This is a genomic window from Pseudomonas sp. Ors-4-3C, from assembly GCF_055755035.1.
Window position 1 is genome coordinate 797,780 of sequence record NZ_CM146900.1, and the last position, 15,798, is coordinate 813,577.

The window sequence follows — 15,798 nt, forward strand, 5'->3', positions numbered from 1 at the left end:
CTTATCGAGAGCCGCGACGGCTCATGAATGCCAGGCGCTCAAGCAACTGCACGTCCTGTTCGTTCTTCACCAGGGCGCCGGCAAGTGGCGGAATGGCCTTGGTCGGATCGCGTTCGCGCAGCACTGCTTCGCCGATGTTGTCGGCCATCAGCAGCTTCAGCCAGTCCACCAGTTCGGAAGTCGACGGCTTCTTCTTCAGCCCCGGCACCTTGCGCACGTCGAAGAACACGTCCAGCGCTTCGCTGACCAGATCCTTCTTGATGTCCGGGTAGTGCACATCGACGATTTTCTGCAGGGTACTGCGATCCGGGAAGGCGATGTAATGGAAGAAGCAGCGGCGCAGGAAGGCGTCCGGCAGCTCTTTCTCGTTGTTCGAGGTAATGATGATGATCGGGCGCTTCTTGGCCTTGATGGTCTCGTCGATTTCGTAAACGTAGAACTCCATCTTGTCGAGTTCTTGCAGCAGGTCATTGGGGAACTCGATGTCGGCCTTGTCGATCTCGTCGATCAGCAGGATCACCCGCTCTTCGGACTCGAAAGCCTCCCAGAGCTTGCCCTTCTTCAGGTAGTTGCGCACGTCGTGGACTTTTTCGTTGCCCAATTGCGAGTCGCGCAGACGGCTGACCGCATCGTACTCGTACAGGCCCTGATGGGCCTTGGTGGTGGACTTGATGTGCCAGGTGATCAGCTTGGCGCCGAACGATTCGGCCAGTTGCTCGGCGAGCATGGTCTTGCCGGTGCCCGGTTCGCCCTTGACCAGCAGCGGCCGCTCCAGGGTGATGGCGGCGTTGACCGCCAGCTTCAGGTCATCGGTGGCGACGTAGGCCTGGGTGCCTTCGAACTTCATCTGCTAATCCTCGAACGATAACGCCGACCTGCACGGGCAGGGCGGGGGGCGAAAAAATCGGATGCCCCGACTATAACGCGCAGCCCGGTCGACTGTGAACGCAGACGGCTTATTCAGTCTCTGAATGGAGCGTCACATGTTGACTCAGTTTCGGCCGATAGCCAGCATTCAGGGCTTGCTGATTTAGCGATAGCCTCCAGGATGCCCACTAAATCTGTGGCGAGGGAGCTCGCTCCCGCTGGGCTGCGAAGCAGCCCATTATCTGATGAAGGACGTGCATGATGTTACCGATGAAACGCCCCCGCCTGTCGGCGGTTCGTGTCTGGTCTGATTTTTGTCTGGAACTGACCTTTATCGATGATCAGCGATGGGTGGTCGATTTGAGTCAAGATCTTCAAGACGGTCCAGGACTCCAGCCATTGCTGGACCCTGAGATATTCGCCTCTGTAATCCTGGGCGATCACGGCTGGAGTGTGGAATGGCCGGAACCGGATATTCAGATCGGCGCAGATACACTCTATTTGGAAATGCTGGCGCAGCGCTCTAGCCCGCATCCGGCTTAGGCCGCTCATACCGCGCATTAAAGGCTTGAATGAAACCATTGCGCAAAATCTGCAAAAATGCTTCGAACGCGCTGATGTTTTGCTGGTGCACGTTTCCACTGAGTTCGACCTTGGTGGCGAACTGGTTTTTCGCCTGGTTCTTCAGCACGGTTTCCGTGCCGCCGACGATGGCCTCCCAGACTGAGCGGAAGATGCTCTTGTCCTTGTTTTCGACGTCCTGTTGCCAGTTGAACACTTCGACGTCGCGCAGCAACGGTTTGATGTAGCCAGTGACCTGGGCTTTTTTCGCCTGGGCTTCGATGACCACGTCACCATGCCCGGCGTTGAAGTCGAACTTGCCGTAGGCCGAGGCGAAGTCGTTCAAGCGCTTGAGTTCGATGTCGCGGGCACGCAGGCGGAACTGGAAGTCCTCGAAATTGCTCAGCGGATCGAAAGTCGCCGTGGTTTCCAGCGGTGCCTGGCCGAGCAGTTTGGCCTTGCCTTCGAAACGGGCGTCGCGTTTACCCTGTTTGTCGACCACGTTGGTCAGGTTGTAGATGCTCGCTTCGACATTGCTGGCGTTCATGTTGACCGGCGGTTTGGAATTGAAATTGCGGAAACTGATCTTGCCATCGTGGATCTGTACTTCGTCGAGGGTGATCGGCAGCAGCTTGCCCAGTTGTGCCCGCCAGTCAGTGCCTTTACCGGTCTGTGAATTCTGTTTGTTGGGGCCGCCATCGACGAAGTTGATCTCGGGATTGAAGAACTGCACCTGCGCTACCACGGCATGGTCGTACCACAGCGAGTGCCAACTGACCGCCAGATCGATCACGGGCGCGTTGACGAACGGCACCGGTACCTTGCCGTCGACCTTGACGATTTTCAGGCCGTTGATCCGGTAGGCGCCGCGCCACAGGGCCAGATCGACGTCGGTGACCTGGCCACGGTAATCGCCCATGTCGGCCAGTTTGTCGTTCAAGTAATCGCGCACCACGTAGGGCAGGGCGATGTGCAGGACGATCAGCAGCACAAAGACGACGGCAAAAATCCCTAATGGCCAGCTGTAGCGACGCTTCATGGCAACAATTCCCGAACGATGTAAGCGATTGACTGTAGCGCGGCGCAGACGTTCGACCCGACTGGACTGTGCCCGGCAACAGGCATACCTTGAAAGGCTGAATTCAACGCTGCATAAGGACCCAGCCATGAGCCGTATTTTCGCTGACAACGCCCATTCCATCGGCAATACGCCGCTGGTGCAGATCAACCGCATCGCGCCGCGCGGCGTGACCATCCTGGCCAAGATCGAGGGGCGCAACCCCGGTTATTCGGTCAAGTGCCGGATCGGCGCGAACATGATCTGGGACGCCGAAAGCAACGGCAAACTCAAGCCGGGCATGACCATTGTCGAGCCGACATCGGGCAATACCGGCATCGGTCTGGCCTTCGTTGCCGCCGCCCGTGGTTACAAATTGATACTGACCATGCCGGCCTCGATGAGCATCGAGCGGCGCAAGGTGCTCAAAGCACTTGGCGCAGAACTGGTTCTCACTGAACCGGCCAAGGGCATGAAAGGCGCGATCGAGAAGGCCGCCGAAATCGTTGCTAGCGACACTGGCAAATACTTCATGCCATCGCAGTTCGATAACCCGGCCAACCCGGCGATCCATGAAAAAACCACCGGCCCGGAAATCTGGAACGACACCGATGGCGCCGTTGATGTGCTGGTGGCTGGGGTCGGGACCGGCGGAACCATCACCGGGGTTTCGCGGTATATCAAGAATACCCAGGGCAAACCGATTCTATCGGTAGCGGTGGAGCCGGTGTCTTCGCCGGTGATCAGCCAGGCACTGGCGGGCCAGGAGATCAAACCGAGCCCGCACAAGATTCAGGGGATTGGCGCCGGTTTCGTGCCGAAGAACCTTGACCTGTCGATGGTCGACCGGGTGGAGCAGGTCACCGACGAAGAATCCAAGGCCATGGCACTGCGCCTGATGCAGGAAGAGGGGATTTTGTGCGGTATCTCTTGCGGCGCGGCCATGGCCGTAGCAGTGCGTCTGGCGGAGACCCCGGAAATGCAGGGCAAGACCATCGTGGTGATTCTGCCGGACTCCGGTGAGCGTTATCTGTCGAGCATGCTGTTCAGCGATCTGTTCACGGAACAGGAGAATCAGCAGTAATCGAATTGATGCAGATCAGTCGGGATTCAGGAACCTTATGCTAATAAATGCTTTGTTGCGCAATTCTTAACACTGAATCTTTGGTTCGGCGGGTGTTGCCCCACGCCGGTAGTGTTTATCATTGCCGGCTGCCATGCCTGATGAAGGGCCATGCGCAGCGTTGTCTTTATTCAAGGAGTCGTTGATGACCTTTTCGTTAGCCGCCAAGGTGTTGGTGTTGCTGCTGTTTGTGGGCAGCATCCTCTATGTGCATTTGCGCGGCAAGGCGCGTCTGCCGGTACTGCGTCAGTTCGTCAATCACTCGGCGCTGTTCGCTCCGTACAATGCCTTGATGTACCTGTTTTCCGGCGTGCCGTCCAAGCCGTACCTGGATCGCAGCAAATTTCCGGAACTGGATGTGCTGCGCGATAACTGGGAAACCATTCGCGACGAGGCCATGCACCTGTTCGACGAGGGCTATATCCGCGCCGCCGAGAAGAACAATGACGCCGGTTTCGGCTCGTTCTTCAAGAAGGGCTGGAAGCGTTTCTACCTCAAGTGGTACGACAAACCGTTGCCATCGGCCGAGACCCTGTGCCCGAAGACCGTGGCGCTGGTCAGTGCGATCCCTAACGTCAAAGGCGCGATGTTCGCGCTGTTGCCGGGTGGCAGCCATCTGAACCCGCACCGCGATCCGTTTGCCGGTTCCCTGCGCTATCACCTGGGCCTGTCGACGCCAAACTCCGACGACTGCCGGATCTTCGTTGACGGTCAGGTCTACGCCTGGCGCGACGGTGAAGACGTGATGTTCGACGAGACCTACGTGCACTGGGTCAAGAACGAAACCGATCAGACCCGCGTCATCCTGTTCTGTGACGTCGAACGACCACTGAGCAACCGCCTGATGACTCGCATCAACCGCGCCATCAGCGCCTGGCTGGGGCGTGCCACCGCCCCGCAGAACCTTGACGACGAACGTGTCGGCGGAATCAACCAGGCTTACGCCTGGAGCAAGAACTTCAGCGACCGGTTCAGCGGTGTGGTCAAACAGTGGAAGCGCCGCAATCCCAAGGCCTACCGCGTCCTGCGCCCGGTGCTGGCAGTGGTGGTGTTGACGTTGCTGGGGTATTGGCTGTTTGGTTGAAGCCGGATGTTGAAATGAAAAAACCGCTCCTTGTGAGCGGTTTTTTATTATCTGTGAGTCAGCGGCGCCCGGCGAGAACGTTGGGTTCGTCTTCAATGCCTGCAATCAGTAGCTGCAGAAAGCGCTGCTGATTGGCTGATAGCCCGGATGACACAATCTTTTCTTCTGTTTTGATTGATCTTTTCTTAGCGGGGGATTTCTTGACTGATTTGCGCATGCTCCCTCCCTCATTGATCATTACTTGAGCTGTTTTCACGATACTTTACTCTCCACTGCGAGGACAAGACGACCTTCCAAATCAAATTTGAAGCCGAGCTTTGTATAAACAGGAATTGCTCCCTGCATCGGCTCCTGGACTTCAATGAACTTGCTGCCGATTATTTGGGCGAACTCATCGATGACCATCATTGCCAAGGTTCCGATACGATTTTTCAGTGGGTGAGAATCTCCGGGTCGCCCTTCCAATCGTACGATTCGAATACGTTGGCGGCTTTTGTTCGGATTGACGAAACACAGTCCGCAGAGCTGTTCTTCGAACCAGATCGCGATATCCAGCGACAGGGGTTCTCGTGATTTCCATGCGGCAACCTCTCGCCAGCAAAAAAGTGGATTCTCCCAGAGCTCGAACGCGCTCAGTGCTATGGCGTCGATGGCTTCGAAGCGTACTTTTGACAAGTCTTGCCGCGCTGGTAGCTGCAATAGAGCTTTGGCGATGCTTGCCTGTTTCCTGGCCTGCGACCTGTGCAACTGATACCGCAAATTCGTCCGTTCCCTTGGCATGTGATTTCGAGCATTCCCTGTCTCCCCATCAATGGGCCTATCCGTTGCTCTTCAGCCTATGCGCCAGCCTTCGACCTGTCCCTGCTGGCCCTTTGTCCAAATCATTGCAATCCATGTCCCGCGCTGGTTATAGTCGGGGCTCGTGAATCAGCTGATTCACTCTCCAAACCCTTCAAAAAAGATCAGCCCCAATGCCTGCATCCCTCATCAACGCGGTAGTCGATTCAGCGGTCAACGCTGGCGTCGTGCCGTGCGGGAATCAGCAGCCAGGGCAGATCAGTCATTACCCTCCACCTGTCAGTAGCACGCCGGTGTGCGCAGTCGTATCACCGCCGGGTGTTGGCGTTTCGGGCTGATCGGCAATCTTTGCTGACCCCTGCGCCCGCCAGAAAAACCTACTGAATTTCAGCTTCGGCTGAGTTGGCTATTGGCCTGACTACAGGTGGTATTCATGTTTGTCCTTTCGAAAAAATCCGCGCTCGCGGCGATGTCCACGAGCCTGTTTGTTCTGCTGTGGAGCAGCGGGGCGATCTTCTCCAAATGGGGGCTGGCCCACGCTTCGCCCTTTGCCTTTCTGCTGATTCGCTTTGTGATCGCCCTGTGTGGGTTGCTGCTGTTGGCGCCGCTGCTCAAGTTGAAGCTGCCCAAGGGCGGTCGGCCGATGCTGTTTGCGATGGCTACGGGCGTGGTGTTGTTGGGGGCGTATCAGATTTTCTATCTGCTGGCGCTCAACACCAAAGTCACGCCGGGGGTGATGGCGACCCTCATGGGCGTACAGCCGATCCTCACTGTGGTGTTGATGGAGCGCCAGCGCTCGGCGAGCCGGATGTTCGGCCTGGCGCTGGGGCTGGCCGGGCTGATCATGGTGGTATATCAGGGGATCGGTCTGGCCGGGATGTCCTGGGCAGGGATGCTGTTCGGTCTGTTGGCGCTGGCGAGCATGACGGTTGGCTCGATCATGCAGAAACGCATCACCGACAATCCCCTCGGTACGCTGCCGGTGCAATACCTGGCCGGGCTGTTGTTGTGCGGGATCATTGTGCCGTTTCAGCCGTTCCACTTTGAACACAACGCAGGCTTCATCGTGCCGGTGTTGTGGATGGGGCTGGTGGTGTCGGTGCTGGCGACGCTGTTGCTGTATCGCCTGATCGCCCGCGGCAATCTGGTGAATGTCACCAGTCTGTTCTATCTGGTGCCAGCGGTGACGGCGGTGATGGACTACCTGATTTTCGGTAATCGTCTGGCGGCGTTGAGTGTGCTGGGGATGCTGTTGATCATTGTCGGGCTGGCGTTTGTGTTCCGTAAATCCGCTTGAAAACCACAAGGCTGACCCGGGCATTTTCAGTGTCTGGGCCGGCCTCTTCACGAGCAAGCCCGCTCCCACCATTGGAATGCATTCCTCCTGTGGGAGCGGGCTTGCTCGCGAAGACTGACTTGTTAACGCCGCAAATCAGCGGACGGTTACGGCAGCGGGCTTCACCACCGCAGGCTTCAACACCAACCACAACGCCAGCGCAATCAACACCCCGCCATAAACATGCGCCATCGACAATGGCTCATCCAGCAACAGCGCCCCCCACAGCACACCGAACGGCGGGATCATGAAGGTCACGGTCATCGACTTCACCGGGCCGATCGAACTCATCAGGCGGAAATAAATGATGTAGGCGAATGCGGTGCAACCCAGGCCCAGGCCCAGCAGCGACAGCCAGACATTCCAGCCACCCCAGCTCGCCGGGGGCTGCGTGATCACGCTGTAGCCGAACAACGGCAACAGGAACAACGTCGCGCCGAGCATGCTGCCCACGGCCGAAAGACGGCTGTCGAGGCCACCGGCATGATCCAGCCAGCGTCGCGTCAGGAACCCGGCAAAGCCGTAGCAGGTGGTGGCGAGCAGGCAGGCGAGGGCGCCCATCAGCAGTTGCAGATCGAACGCCACGGGACCGGCGCGGGTCAATACGCCGACGCCGAACAGGCCGAGGAATACGCCGCCAAATTTGGCCGCGGTGAGCTTTTCACTGAAAAACAACGCGCCAATCAACACACCCATCAATGGCGTGGTGGCGTTGAAGATGGCCGAGTAACCGGCCGGCAACACTTGGGCCGCGACCGAGTACAGCGTCGCCGGAATCCCCGAGTTGATCACCCCCAGCAGCATCACCGTTTTCAGCTTGCCCTTGAAGTCCCAACTGATGCGCATCAGGCCGAGAATCACCAGCAGCCCCACAGCCGCAATCGACACGCGAAAGAACGCGGTGGGAATGGTGCCGATTACCGGGGCGATGATGCGCATGAACAGAAAGCTCGCACCCCAGATCGCTGCCAGCGACAACAAACGAAAGATATCGACAGGGCTCACGGTGGGCACTCCTTCCTTGATGGGGACGAGAGTGTTGCCGAGCGCCCCGACGATGGCAACCGCTAATCGGGCATTTAATTTCGCACTCAGAGCACGAAACGCGTCACCAGACCATTGAGGTCGATCGCCAGCCGTGACAGTTCCTGACTGGCGGCAGAGGTCTGGGTGGCGCCGGCGGCGGTCTGGGTCGAGAGGTCGCGGATGGTCACCAGATTCTGGTCAACCTCACGCGCCACCAGCGCCTGTTGTTCGGCGGCACTGGCGATTACCAGGTTGCGCTGGTTGATCTGCGAAATCGACGCGGTGATTTTCTCCAGCGCCTGACCGGCACTGTTGGCCCGACGGAGTGTGTGGCTGGCTTGCTCGGCACTGCTTTGCAGCGCTCCGACGGTGGCACCGGTGCCTTGTTGGATACTGCTGATCATCAACTCGATTTCTTCGGTGGAGTTCTGCGTGCGTTGTGCCAGCGAGCGCACTTCATCGGCGACCACCGCAAAGCCGCGTCCGGCTTCACCGGCGCGCGCCGCTTCGATGGCAGCGTTGAGCGCCAGCAGGTTGGTCTGCCCGGCGATGCCGCGAATCACCTCCAGCACCTTGCTGATGTCCTGGGCCTGCGTGGCCAGGCCTTCGGCTTGCTCGGAGGCGCCGAGTACCGCGCCGACCAGTTCCTGGATCGAACTGATGGTCTCGCTGACCTGCACATGGCCATGCTTGCTGTCCTCGTTCGAGGCTTCGGACGCCTCGGCACTGGACACCGCGTTGGCGGCAACTTCATCCACCGCCGTGCTCATCTCGGTGACGGCCGTGGCGGCCTGCTCGATCTGGTCGTTTTGCTGTTGCAGGCCACGGGTGCTCTGTTCCATCACCGAACTCATTTCCTCGGCGGCGGAGGCCAGTTGTTGCGCCGATTCGCTGATGCCCCGGATGGTCGAGCGCAGATTGCCTTGCATCTCGGCGAGGGCCGTGAGCAACTGCGCCGCCTCATCGCGACCGTTGTCGGCGATCTGGCCGCTGAGATCGCCGGCGGCAATTTTTTGCGCGACATTCAGCGCCTGATTGATCGGTGTAGTGATGCTGCGGGTCAGCAGCCAGGCGAGCAGCAGGGTGGCGATCAGAGCGACAACGATGATCGTCGCGACAATCCACAGCGCTCGCTGGTACATCGCAGCCGCGGCCCGGGCGGCGGCTTCGGCACCCTGCTGGTTAAGGCTGATCATCTGCTCCAGAGTTTTGTCGAGCACTTTGCCTTGCGGGGCCAGATCATTGTTCAGGCGGTTGTAGGCCTGTTCGTTTTGCCCAGCGTCAATCTGGCTGATGATCTGGTCGAGGATGCTCAGGTACCGGGTGATGTCGGCGTTCAAACCGTCGAGCATCACGCGTTCCTGATCGCTGGCGAGTAAGGCTTCATGGCTTTTGAGGCGCTTGAGCAATTCTTCGCGCTGCACCTGGATCAGACCTTTGCTGCGCTCACGCACGGCCGGTTGGGTGCTGGTGATCAGGCGCAGAGATTCGAGGCGGATGCTGGCGATATTCGCTGCGGCGTCATGAATGCTTTCGATACTCGGCATCCACGATTCTTCGATGACCGCGGCGCTTTCACGCAGGGTTTTCATTTGACCCAGGCCAAACAGGCCAACGATCACCAGCAGACCGGCCAGCACGGCAAAACTCAAACCAGCGCGCAAACCGATGCGCAGATTGCGGATAGACATCAAAGTGCTCCTTGATCTATGGGGGAGAAGTCGTCCTCGTGGGCCGAGGATCTTGTTGTGGGGCGGGTGCTGGCGGGCTGTATATCAAAGTGCCACTATTTTGGTAAGACCAATCGGTACGCTGTCCTGCCCCGCAATTGCCAACAGGGGCAAAGCCGCAAGCCAGAGGCCTGACCTGGTGATTGGATCCGAAAGCCAGAGAATTCGCGGTCTGGCGCGGGAATGCCGAGCAGACCGAACGAGTGATTAATTGACCGAACGGTCATCTGAAAAAACTTTGATAAAAACTGTGTCGCTGTACAACGCTGACGCGCATTTGGCAGAAATTGCACTTCTCCTGCGCGTGCATCCGTGGCTAAGCTCAGGCACAGATTTCCACATGCACGCAGAGGTCTCATCTATGCCGCAGCAATGGCCAGCCGCCGACATCGCCCGCATGATCCTCGATGGCTTTGACGATTACCGCGAGCATTTCCGGCGGATTACCGACGGCGCCCGCGAGCGCTTCGAGCAGGCACGCTGGCAGGAGGCGCAGACCGCGTCGGCGGCGCGGATCAACCTCTACGAAGAAAAGGTCGGCGAAACCATCGCCCGCCTGCGCGAGCATTTCGACGATGAGACGCTGATGAATGTCAGCAGTTGGCCGCTGGTGAAAAGCGCCTACATCAGCCTTATCGACCTGCGCTTCGACGATGAGCTGTCCGAGACCTGGTACAACTCGATCTTCTGCGGGCTGTTCAGCCACGACCTGATCAGCGACGGCTGCATGTTCATCCACACCACCCGGCCGAGCCTGCGCCGCGCCCGCGCTGCGCAAACCCGCACCTACAAGCCGCAAGGGCAGCTGTCGTCGATGCTCGCCAGCATTTTTGCCGACTATCGCTTCAGCGAGGATTACGCCGATCTGCCCGGCGACCTGCAGCGCCTCGAAGCACAGTTGCGCGAGAACCTGCCGGACTGGGTGTGCAAGGATCCGGAGCTGAGCGTCGAACTGTTCTCCTCGGTGCTGTACCGCAACAAGGGCGCGTACCTGGTCGGGCGCATCTACACCCGCGACGAGCAGTGGCCGCTGGTGATTCCATTGCTGCACCGTGAGGGTCGGGGGATTCAGATCGACGCGCTGATCACCGACGAAGCCGACGTGTCGATCATCTTCTCCTTCACTCGCTCGTACTTCATGGTCGATGTGCCAGTGCCGGCGGAGTTCATCGGCTTCCTGCGGCGCATTCTGCCGGGCAAGCACATCGCCGAGCTGTACACCTCGATCGGTTTCTACAAGCACGGCAAATCCGAGTTCTACCGAGCGTTGATCAATCATCTGGCCAACACCGACGACCAGTTCATCATGGCCCCTGGCGTGCGCGGGATGGTCATGAGTGTGTTTACCCTGCCGGGCTTCAACACCGTGTTCAAGATCATCAAGGATCGTTTCTCGCCGTCGAAAAACGTCGACCGGGCGACGGTGATCGAGAAGTACCGACTGGTGAAAAGCGTCGATCGGGTCGGGCGCATGGCCGATACCCAGGAGTTTGCCGATTTCCGTTTCCCGCTGAGCAAGTTCGATCCGGCGTGCCTGGAAGAACTGCTCGAGGTCGCGCCGTCGACGGTCTCGGTCGAAGGCGACACGGTGCTGATTCGCCACTGCTGGACCGAACGCCGCATGACCCCGCTCAACCTTTACCTGGACAACGCCAACGAAGCTCAGGTGCGCGAGGCACTGGAGGATTACGGCCTGGCGATCAAGCAACTGGCGGCGGCCAACATTTTTCCCGGCGACATGCTGCTGAAGAACTTCGGCGTCACTCGTCACGGCCGGGTGGTGTTCTACGACTACGACGAAATCTGCTTCCTGACCGAAGCCAATTTCCGTCACATCCCGGCGCCGCGCACACCTGAAGACGAAATGGCCTCGGAACCCTGGTACTCGATCGGGCCGCTGGATGTGTTCCCGGAAGAGTTTCCGCCGTTCCTGTTCGCCGATGCCGGGCAGCGCAAACTGTTCGATCAGTTGCATGGCGAGTTGTATAACGCTGATTACTGGAAGGGTTTGCAGGAGGCGATTCGGGCGGGGAAAGTCATCGATGTGTTTCCTTATCGGCGTAAAGGATTGGATAACGAATAATCCCGGAGCATGACGAACTTGTGGCGAGGGAGCTTGCTCCCGCCGGGCTGCGAAGCGGCCCTGAAACCATCCACCGCGTCCTGTCAGTGACATCCCGACAACCGGATTACGATTGCTGCGCAACCGAGCGGGAGCAAGCTCCCTCGCCACAGTAGGAGGCAAATCTGCGACAATCGCCCCCCTGCATAAACAGACGACCGAATTGCGTACCCGATGACCGACGAATCGCCCTCCATCGACAAACTGCTGAAAAACCTCGATCACGCCATGCTCGCCGACCGTCACCGGCTGCGGCGGCAGTTGCTCGAGCTGCGCAAGAAACCCGACGAGGCCAAGCTGGCCCAGTGGGTGGCGCGCATGCAGGCGTCCTGCGATCAGGTGCTGGCGCGCCGTGCCAGCCTGCCGGCGATTCGTTACGACGACAGCCTGCCGATTGCCGCCAAGCGCGATGAGATCAAGGCGGCGCTGGAGAAGCATCAGGTGCTGATCATCGCCGGCGAAACCGGCTCGGGTAAAACCACCCAGTTGCCGAAAATCTGCCTGGAAATCGGTCGCGGCCAGCATGGCTTGATCGGCCACACCCAACCGCGCCGAATCGCTGCGCGCAGCGTCGCCAGCCGGGTCGCCGAAGAACTCGGCACGCCGCTCGGTTCGCTGGTTGGCTATCAGGTGCGCTTCGAAGATCAGAGCGATTCCAACACTCTGATCAAACTAATGACCGACGGCATCCTGCTGGCGGAAACCCAGAACGACCGCTACCTCGAGCGCTACGACACGATCATCGTCGACGAAGCCCACGAACGCAGCCTGAACATCGACTTCCTGCTCGGTTACCTGAAAACCCTGCTGCCGCGTCGCCCGGATCTGAAGGTCATCATCACCTCGGCAACCATCGATCTGGAGCGCTTCTCCAAGCATTTTGATGATGCGCCGATTGTCGAGGTGTCCGGGCGGACTTTCCCGGTGGACACCTGGTATCGCCCGCTGACCCTGGAGCAGGACGAAGAGGGCAACCGCGTCGAGGACGACCTGACCGTGGATCAGGCGATCCTCGCCACCCTCGACGAAATCGCCGCCTATGAGCGCAGCGAGCGCCGCAGCCCCGGCGATGTGCTGGTGTTCCTGCCCGGCGAGCGCGAGATTCGCGACGCCGCCGACATGCTGCGCAAAGCCCAACTCAAGCACACGGAAATCCTGCCGCTGTACGCGCGCCTGTCGCCGGCCGAGCAGCAGCGGATTTTCCAGTCGCATCCGGGGCGCCGCGTGGTGCTGGCGACCAACGTTGCCGAGACTTCGTTGACCGTGCCGGGCATCCGTTACGTGATCGACAGCGGCACCGCGCGCATCAGTCGCTACAGCTATCGCGCCAAGGTGCAGCGGCTGCCGATCGAAGCGATTTCCCAGGCCAGCGCCAATCAGCGTAAAGGTCGCTGTGGCCGGGTCGAGCCGGGGATCTGTGTGCGCCTATACAGCGAGGAAGATTTCCTCGGTCGCCCGGAATTCACCGATCCGGAAATTCTGCGTACCAACCTCGCCGCCGTGATCTTGCAGATGCTGCACCTGCGCCTCGGCGAGATCACCGCGTTCCCGTTCATCGAGCCGCCGGACGGCAAGGCGATCAGCGACGGTTTCAATCTGCTGCAAGAGCTTTCGGCGGTGGATCGCAACAGTCAACTGACCCCGCTCGGCCGCCAGTTGGCGCGCCTGCCGGTGGACCCGCGCATGGGCCGCATGCTGCTCGAAGCGGCGAAGCTCGGCAGCCTGCAGGAAGTGCTGATCGTCGCCAGTGCCATGTCGATTCAGGACCCGCGCGAGCGTCCGCCGGAGCGTCAGCAAGCCGCGGATCAGGCCCACGCACAATGGAAAGATCCCGATTCGGACTTCGCCGGACTGGTCAATCTGTGGCGCGGTTTTGAAGAGCAACGCCAGGCGCTGACCGCCGGCCCGCTGCGCAACTGGTGCCGGAAGAATTTCCTCAATTACCTGCGCCTGCGCGAGTGGCGTGATTCCCATCGCCAGTTGAGCCTGATCTGCCGCGACATGCAGTTGAGCCTCAACAAGGAACCGGCGGATTACCCGAAACTGCACAAAGCCGTGCTGGTCGGTCTGCTCAGTCAGATCGGCCAGAAAACCGAAGACGGCGATTACCTTGGCGCCCGTCAGCGGCGCTTCTGGATTCACCCGTCGTCGGGCATCGGCAAGAAGCGTCCGCAGTGGCTGATGACCGCCGAACTGGTAGAGACCACCAAACTCTACGCGCGCATGGTCGCCAAGATCGACGCCGACTGGATCGAGCCGCTGGCCGGGCACCTGATCAAGAAAAACCACTTCGAACCGCACTGGGAGAAGAAGCGCGGTCAGGTCGTGGCCTACGAGCAGATAACCCTGTTCGGGCTGATCGTGGTCGGTCGCCGCCCGGTGCATTACGGCCCGGTGGACCCGGTGGTTTCGCGCGAGCTGTTTATCCGCGAAGGTCTGGTGCGTGGCGAGATTCAGTCGAAAGCCAAGTGCCTGACCGCCAACAAGCAGTTGCTCGAACAGCTCGACGAACTGGAAGCCAAGGCCCGGCGCCGCGATATTCTTGCCGACGAAGAAACCCTGTACGCGTTCTACGATGCGCGTTTGCCGGCGGAGATTCACCAGACCGCGACCTTCGACAGCTGGTATCGGGTCAACAGCCAGAAAGACCCACAACTGCTGATCATGCGCGAAGAAGACGTGCTGGCCCGCGAGGCCAGTGAAGTCACCGCGCGCGACTACCCGGACACGCTGCACATCGGCGATTTGGAACTGGCGCTCAGCTACCACTTCGAACCCAATCACCCGCGCGACGGCGTGACCCTGCGCGTGCCGGCGCCGCTGTTGCCGATGCTGCCGCCGGAGCGTCTGGAATGGCTGGTACCGGGGCTCATCGAAGCCAAGTGCATTGCCCTGGTACGCAACCTGCCAAAAGCCCTGCGCAAGAACTTCGTGCCGGTGCCGGATTTCATCAAGGCTGCCTTGCAGCGCATGACCTTCGCCGAAGGTTCATTGCCGCAAGCGCTGGGTCGCGAACTGTTGCGCATGACTGGCGCGCGGGTCAGCGATGAGGCGTGGGCGGAAGCCGCGCAGCAGGTCGAAAGCCATCTGCGGATGAACCTGGAAATCGTCGACGGCCAGGGCAAGTTCCTTGGCGAGGGCCGCGATCTGGCCGAGCTCACCGCGCGTTTCGCCGAAGCCAGCCAGGCGGCTTTGGCAGTGCCGCAGAGTGCGAAAAGTCAGCAACCGGTGGAGGCCAAGGTCTTCGCCCCGGTGGCGGAAAAGACCCAGCAGAAGATTGCCGGTCTGTCGATGACGGTCTATCCGGCGCTGGTGGAAGAGGGCGGCACAGTCAAGGAAGGGCGCTTCTCGACCCCGGCCGAAGCCGAGTTCCAGCATCGCCGCGCCTTGCAGCGGCTGCTGCTGCAGCAACTGGCGGAACCGGCGAAGTTCCTGCGCAGCAAACTGCCGGGCATCACCGAGCTGGGCCTGCTCTATCGCGAGTTGGGCCGGGTCGATGCGCTGGTCGAAGACATTCTGCTGGCCAGCCTCGACAGCTGCATTCTGGAAGGCGAAGACCCGTTGCCCCGTGACGGCGCCGGGCTGGCGGCATTGGCCGAACGCAAGCGCGGCAGCTGGACCGAACACGCCGAGCGCGTGGCGCGGCTGACGCTGGAGATCCTCAAGCTTTGGCACGGCCTGCAAAAACGCTTCAAGGGCAAGATCGATCTGGCTCAGGCTGTGGCGCTGAATGACATCAAGCAGCAAATCAGCAACTTGGTGTATCCGGGTTTCGTCCGGGAAACGCCGATGCAATGGCTCAAGGAGTTGCCGCGTTATCTGAAGGCGGTCGAGCAGCGTTTCGAGAAACTCGGTGCGCAGGTGCAGAAGGATCGAGTCTGGAGCGGCGAACTGGCCGGCCTCTGGACGCAATACCAGACCCGCGCCGCCAAGCATGCGCAGGAAGGCAAACGCGATCCGCAGCTGGAGCTGTACCGCTGGTGGCTGGAGGAATACCGGGTGTCGCTGTTCGCCCAGCAGTTGGGGACGAAAGCGCCGATCTCGGACAAACGGCTGAGCAAGCAGTGGAGTCAGGTCGAGGCCTGATCTTGAGC

11 protein-coding genes and 1 pseudogene are annotated in these 15,798 nt (G+C 59.9%); 6 read left to right on the forward strand and 6 right to left on the reverse strand.

What is annotated here, in order from left to right; translation table 11 throughout:
- Position 1: 1 nt before the first annotated feature.
- Positions 2-847, reverse strand: a complete 846-nt coding sequence (locus ACVHNU_RS03770; protein WP_003222636.1) for an AAA family ATPase — start codon at positions 845-847, stop codon at positions 2-4.
- A 281-nt stretch (positions 848-1,128) separates the two neighbouring features.
- Here ACVHNU_RS03770 and ACVHNU_RS03775 point away from each other — a divergent pair.
- Positions 1,129-1,395: pseudogene (locus tag ACVHNU_RS03775) on the forward strand (DUF2442 domain-containing protein); the annotation flags it as partial.
- On the opposite strand, the gene ACVHNU_RS03780 reads toward ACVHNU_RS03775, so the two are convergent.
- Positions 1,391-2,467, reverse strand: a complete 1,077-nt coding sequence (locus ACVHNU_RS03780; RefSeq protein ID WP_473019035.1) for a DUF748 domain-containing protein — start codon at positions 2,465-2,467, stop codon at positions 1,391-1,393. The pseudogene ACVHNU_RS03775 and the gene ACVHNU_RS03780 sit on opposite strands and share 5 nt — an antisense overlap.
- A 127-nt stretch (positions 2,468-2,594) precedes the next feature.
- On the opposite strand from ACVHNU_RS03780, the gene cysK reads away from it, so the two are divergent.
- Together cysK and ACVHNU_RS03790 are read left to right on the forward strand one after the other, a co-directional pair.
- On the forward strand, positions 2,595-3,569 hold the full coding sequence (gene cysK, locus ACVHNU_RS03785) for a cysteine synthase A (RefSeq protein ID WP_400505699.1): 975 nt from the start codon (positions 2,595-2,597) through the stop codon (positions 3,567-3,569).
- A gap of 184 nt (positions 3,570-3,753) precedes the next feature.
- Complete coding sequence (locus ACVHNU_RS03790; protein WP_103521574.1) at positions 3,754-4,692, forward strand: aspartyl/asparaginyl beta-hydroxylase domain-containing protein; 939 nt, start codon at positions 3,754-3,756, stop codon at positions 4,690-4,692.
- Between the two features lie 58 nt (positions 4,693-4,750).
- Here the strand turns inward: ACVHNU_RS03790 and ACVHNU_RS03795 are convergent, their stop codons facing one another.
- Both ACVHNU_RS03795 and ACVHNU_RS03800 read right to left on the reverse strand, forming a co-directional pair.
- Complete coding sequence (locus tag ACVHNU_RS03795) at positions 4,751-4,909, reverse strand: hypothetical protein (protein WP_003222649.1); 159 nt, start codon at positions 4,907-4,909, stop codon at positions 4,751-4,753.
- Between the two features lie 35 nt (positions 4,910-4,944).
- The gene (locus ACVHNU_RS03800) at positions 4,945-5,472 is read right to left on the reverse strand and encodes a hypothetical protein (protein WP_262143064.1); all 528 of its coding nucleotides are present in this window, start codon (positions 5,470-5,472) and stop codon (positions 4,945-4,947) included.
- 451 nt (positions 5,473-5,923) lie between these two features.
- Between ACVHNU_RS03800 and ACVHNU_RS03805 the strand changes: the two genes are divergently transcribed.
- The gene (locus ACVHNU_RS03805; protein WP_473019036.1) at positions 5,924-6,787 is read left to right on the forward strand and encodes a DMT family transporter; all 864 of its coding nucleotides are present in this window, start codon (positions 5,924-5,926) and stop codon (positions 6,785-6,787) included.
- 135 nt (positions 6,788-6,922) lie between these two features.
- Here the strand turns inward: ACVHNU_RS03805 and ACVHNU_RS03810 are convergent, their stop codons facing one another.
- Together ACVHNU_RS03810 and ACVHNU_RS03815 are read right to left on the reverse strand one after the other, a co-directional pair.
- Positions 6,923-7,831 carry a DMT family transporter gene (locus ACVHNU_RS03810; protein ID WP_226501595.1) on the reverse strand — a complete coding sequence of 303 codons (909 nt, stop codon included), beginning with the start codon at positions 7,829-7,831 and terminating at the stop codon, positions 6,923-6,925.
- 86 nt (positions 7,832-7,917) lie between these two features.
- Positions 7,918-9,543 (reverse strand): methyl-accepting chemotaxis protein, encoded by a 1,626-nt coding sequence (locus tag ACVHNU_RS03815; protein WP_473019037.1) that lies wholly within the window; start codon positions 9,541-9,543, stop codon positions 7,918-7,920.
- A gap of 400 nt (positions 9,544-9,943) precedes the next feature.
- On the opposite strand from ACVHNU_RS03815, the gene aceK reads away from it, so the two are divergent.
- Together aceK and hrpA are read left to right on the forward strand one after the other, a co-directional pair.
- Positions 9,944-11,665: a bifunctional isocitrate dehydrogenase kinase/phosphatase gene (gene aceK / locus ACVHNU_RS03820; protein ID WP_003222658.1), complete on the forward strand. Its 1,722-nt coding sequence runs from the start codon at positions 9,944-9,946 to the stop codon at positions 11,663-11,665.
- Between the two features lie 213 nt (positions 11,666-11,878).
- Positions 11,879-15,790, forward strand: coding sequence for an ATP-dependent RNA helicase HrpA (hrpA, locus tag ACVHNU_RS03825; protein ID WP_473019038.1), 3,912 nt, complete (start codon positions 11,879-11,881; stop codon positions 15,788-15,790).
- The last annotated feature ends 8 nt before the right edge of the window (positions 15,791-15,798 follow it).

Excerpts from the sequence above, each read along its gene's own strand:
- ACVHNU_RS03800 (WP_262143064.1), bottom strand. The coding sequence starts at position 5,472 with ATGCCAAGGGAACGGACGAATTTGCGGTATCAGTTGCACAGGTCGCAG.
- hrpA (WP_473019038.1), top strand. The coding sequence starts at position 11,879 with ATGACCGACGAATCGCCCTCCATCGACAAACTGCTGAAAAACCTCGAT.
- ACVHNU_RS03795 (WP_003222649.1), bottom strand. The coding sequence starts at position 4,909 with ATGCGCAAATCAGTCAAGAAATCCCCCGCTAAGAAAAGATCAATCAAA.
- ACVHNU_RS03805 (WP_473019036.1), top strand. The coding sequence starts at position 5,924 with ATGTTTGTCCTTTCGAAAAAATCCGCGCTCGCGGCGATGTCCACGAGC.
- ACVHNU_RS03815 (WP_473019037.1), bottom strand. The coding sequence starts at position 9,543 with ATGTCTATCCGCAATCTGCGCATCGGTTTGCGCGCTGGTTTGAGTTTT.
- aceK (WP_003222658.1), top strand. The coding sequence starts at position 9,944 with ATGCCGCAGCAATGGCCAGCCGCCGACATCGCCCGCATGATCCTCGAT.
- ACVHNU_RS03770 (WP_003222636.1), bottom strand. The coding sequence starts at position 847 with ATGAAGTTCGAAGGCACCCAGGCCTACGTCGCCACCGATGACCTGAAG.
- ACVHNU_RS03780 (WP_473019035.1), bottom strand. The coding sequence starts at position 2,467 with ATGAAGCGTCGCTACAGCTGGCCATTAGGGATTTTTGCCGTCGTCTTT.
- ACVHNU_RS03790 (WP_103521574.1), top strand. The coding sequence starts at position 3,754 with ATGACCTTTTCGTTAGCCGCCAAGGTGTTGGTGTTGCTGCTGTTTGTG.
- cysK (WP_400505699.1), top strand. The coding sequence starts at position 2,595 with ATGAGCCGTATTTTCGCTGACAACGCCCATTCCATCGGCAATACGCCG.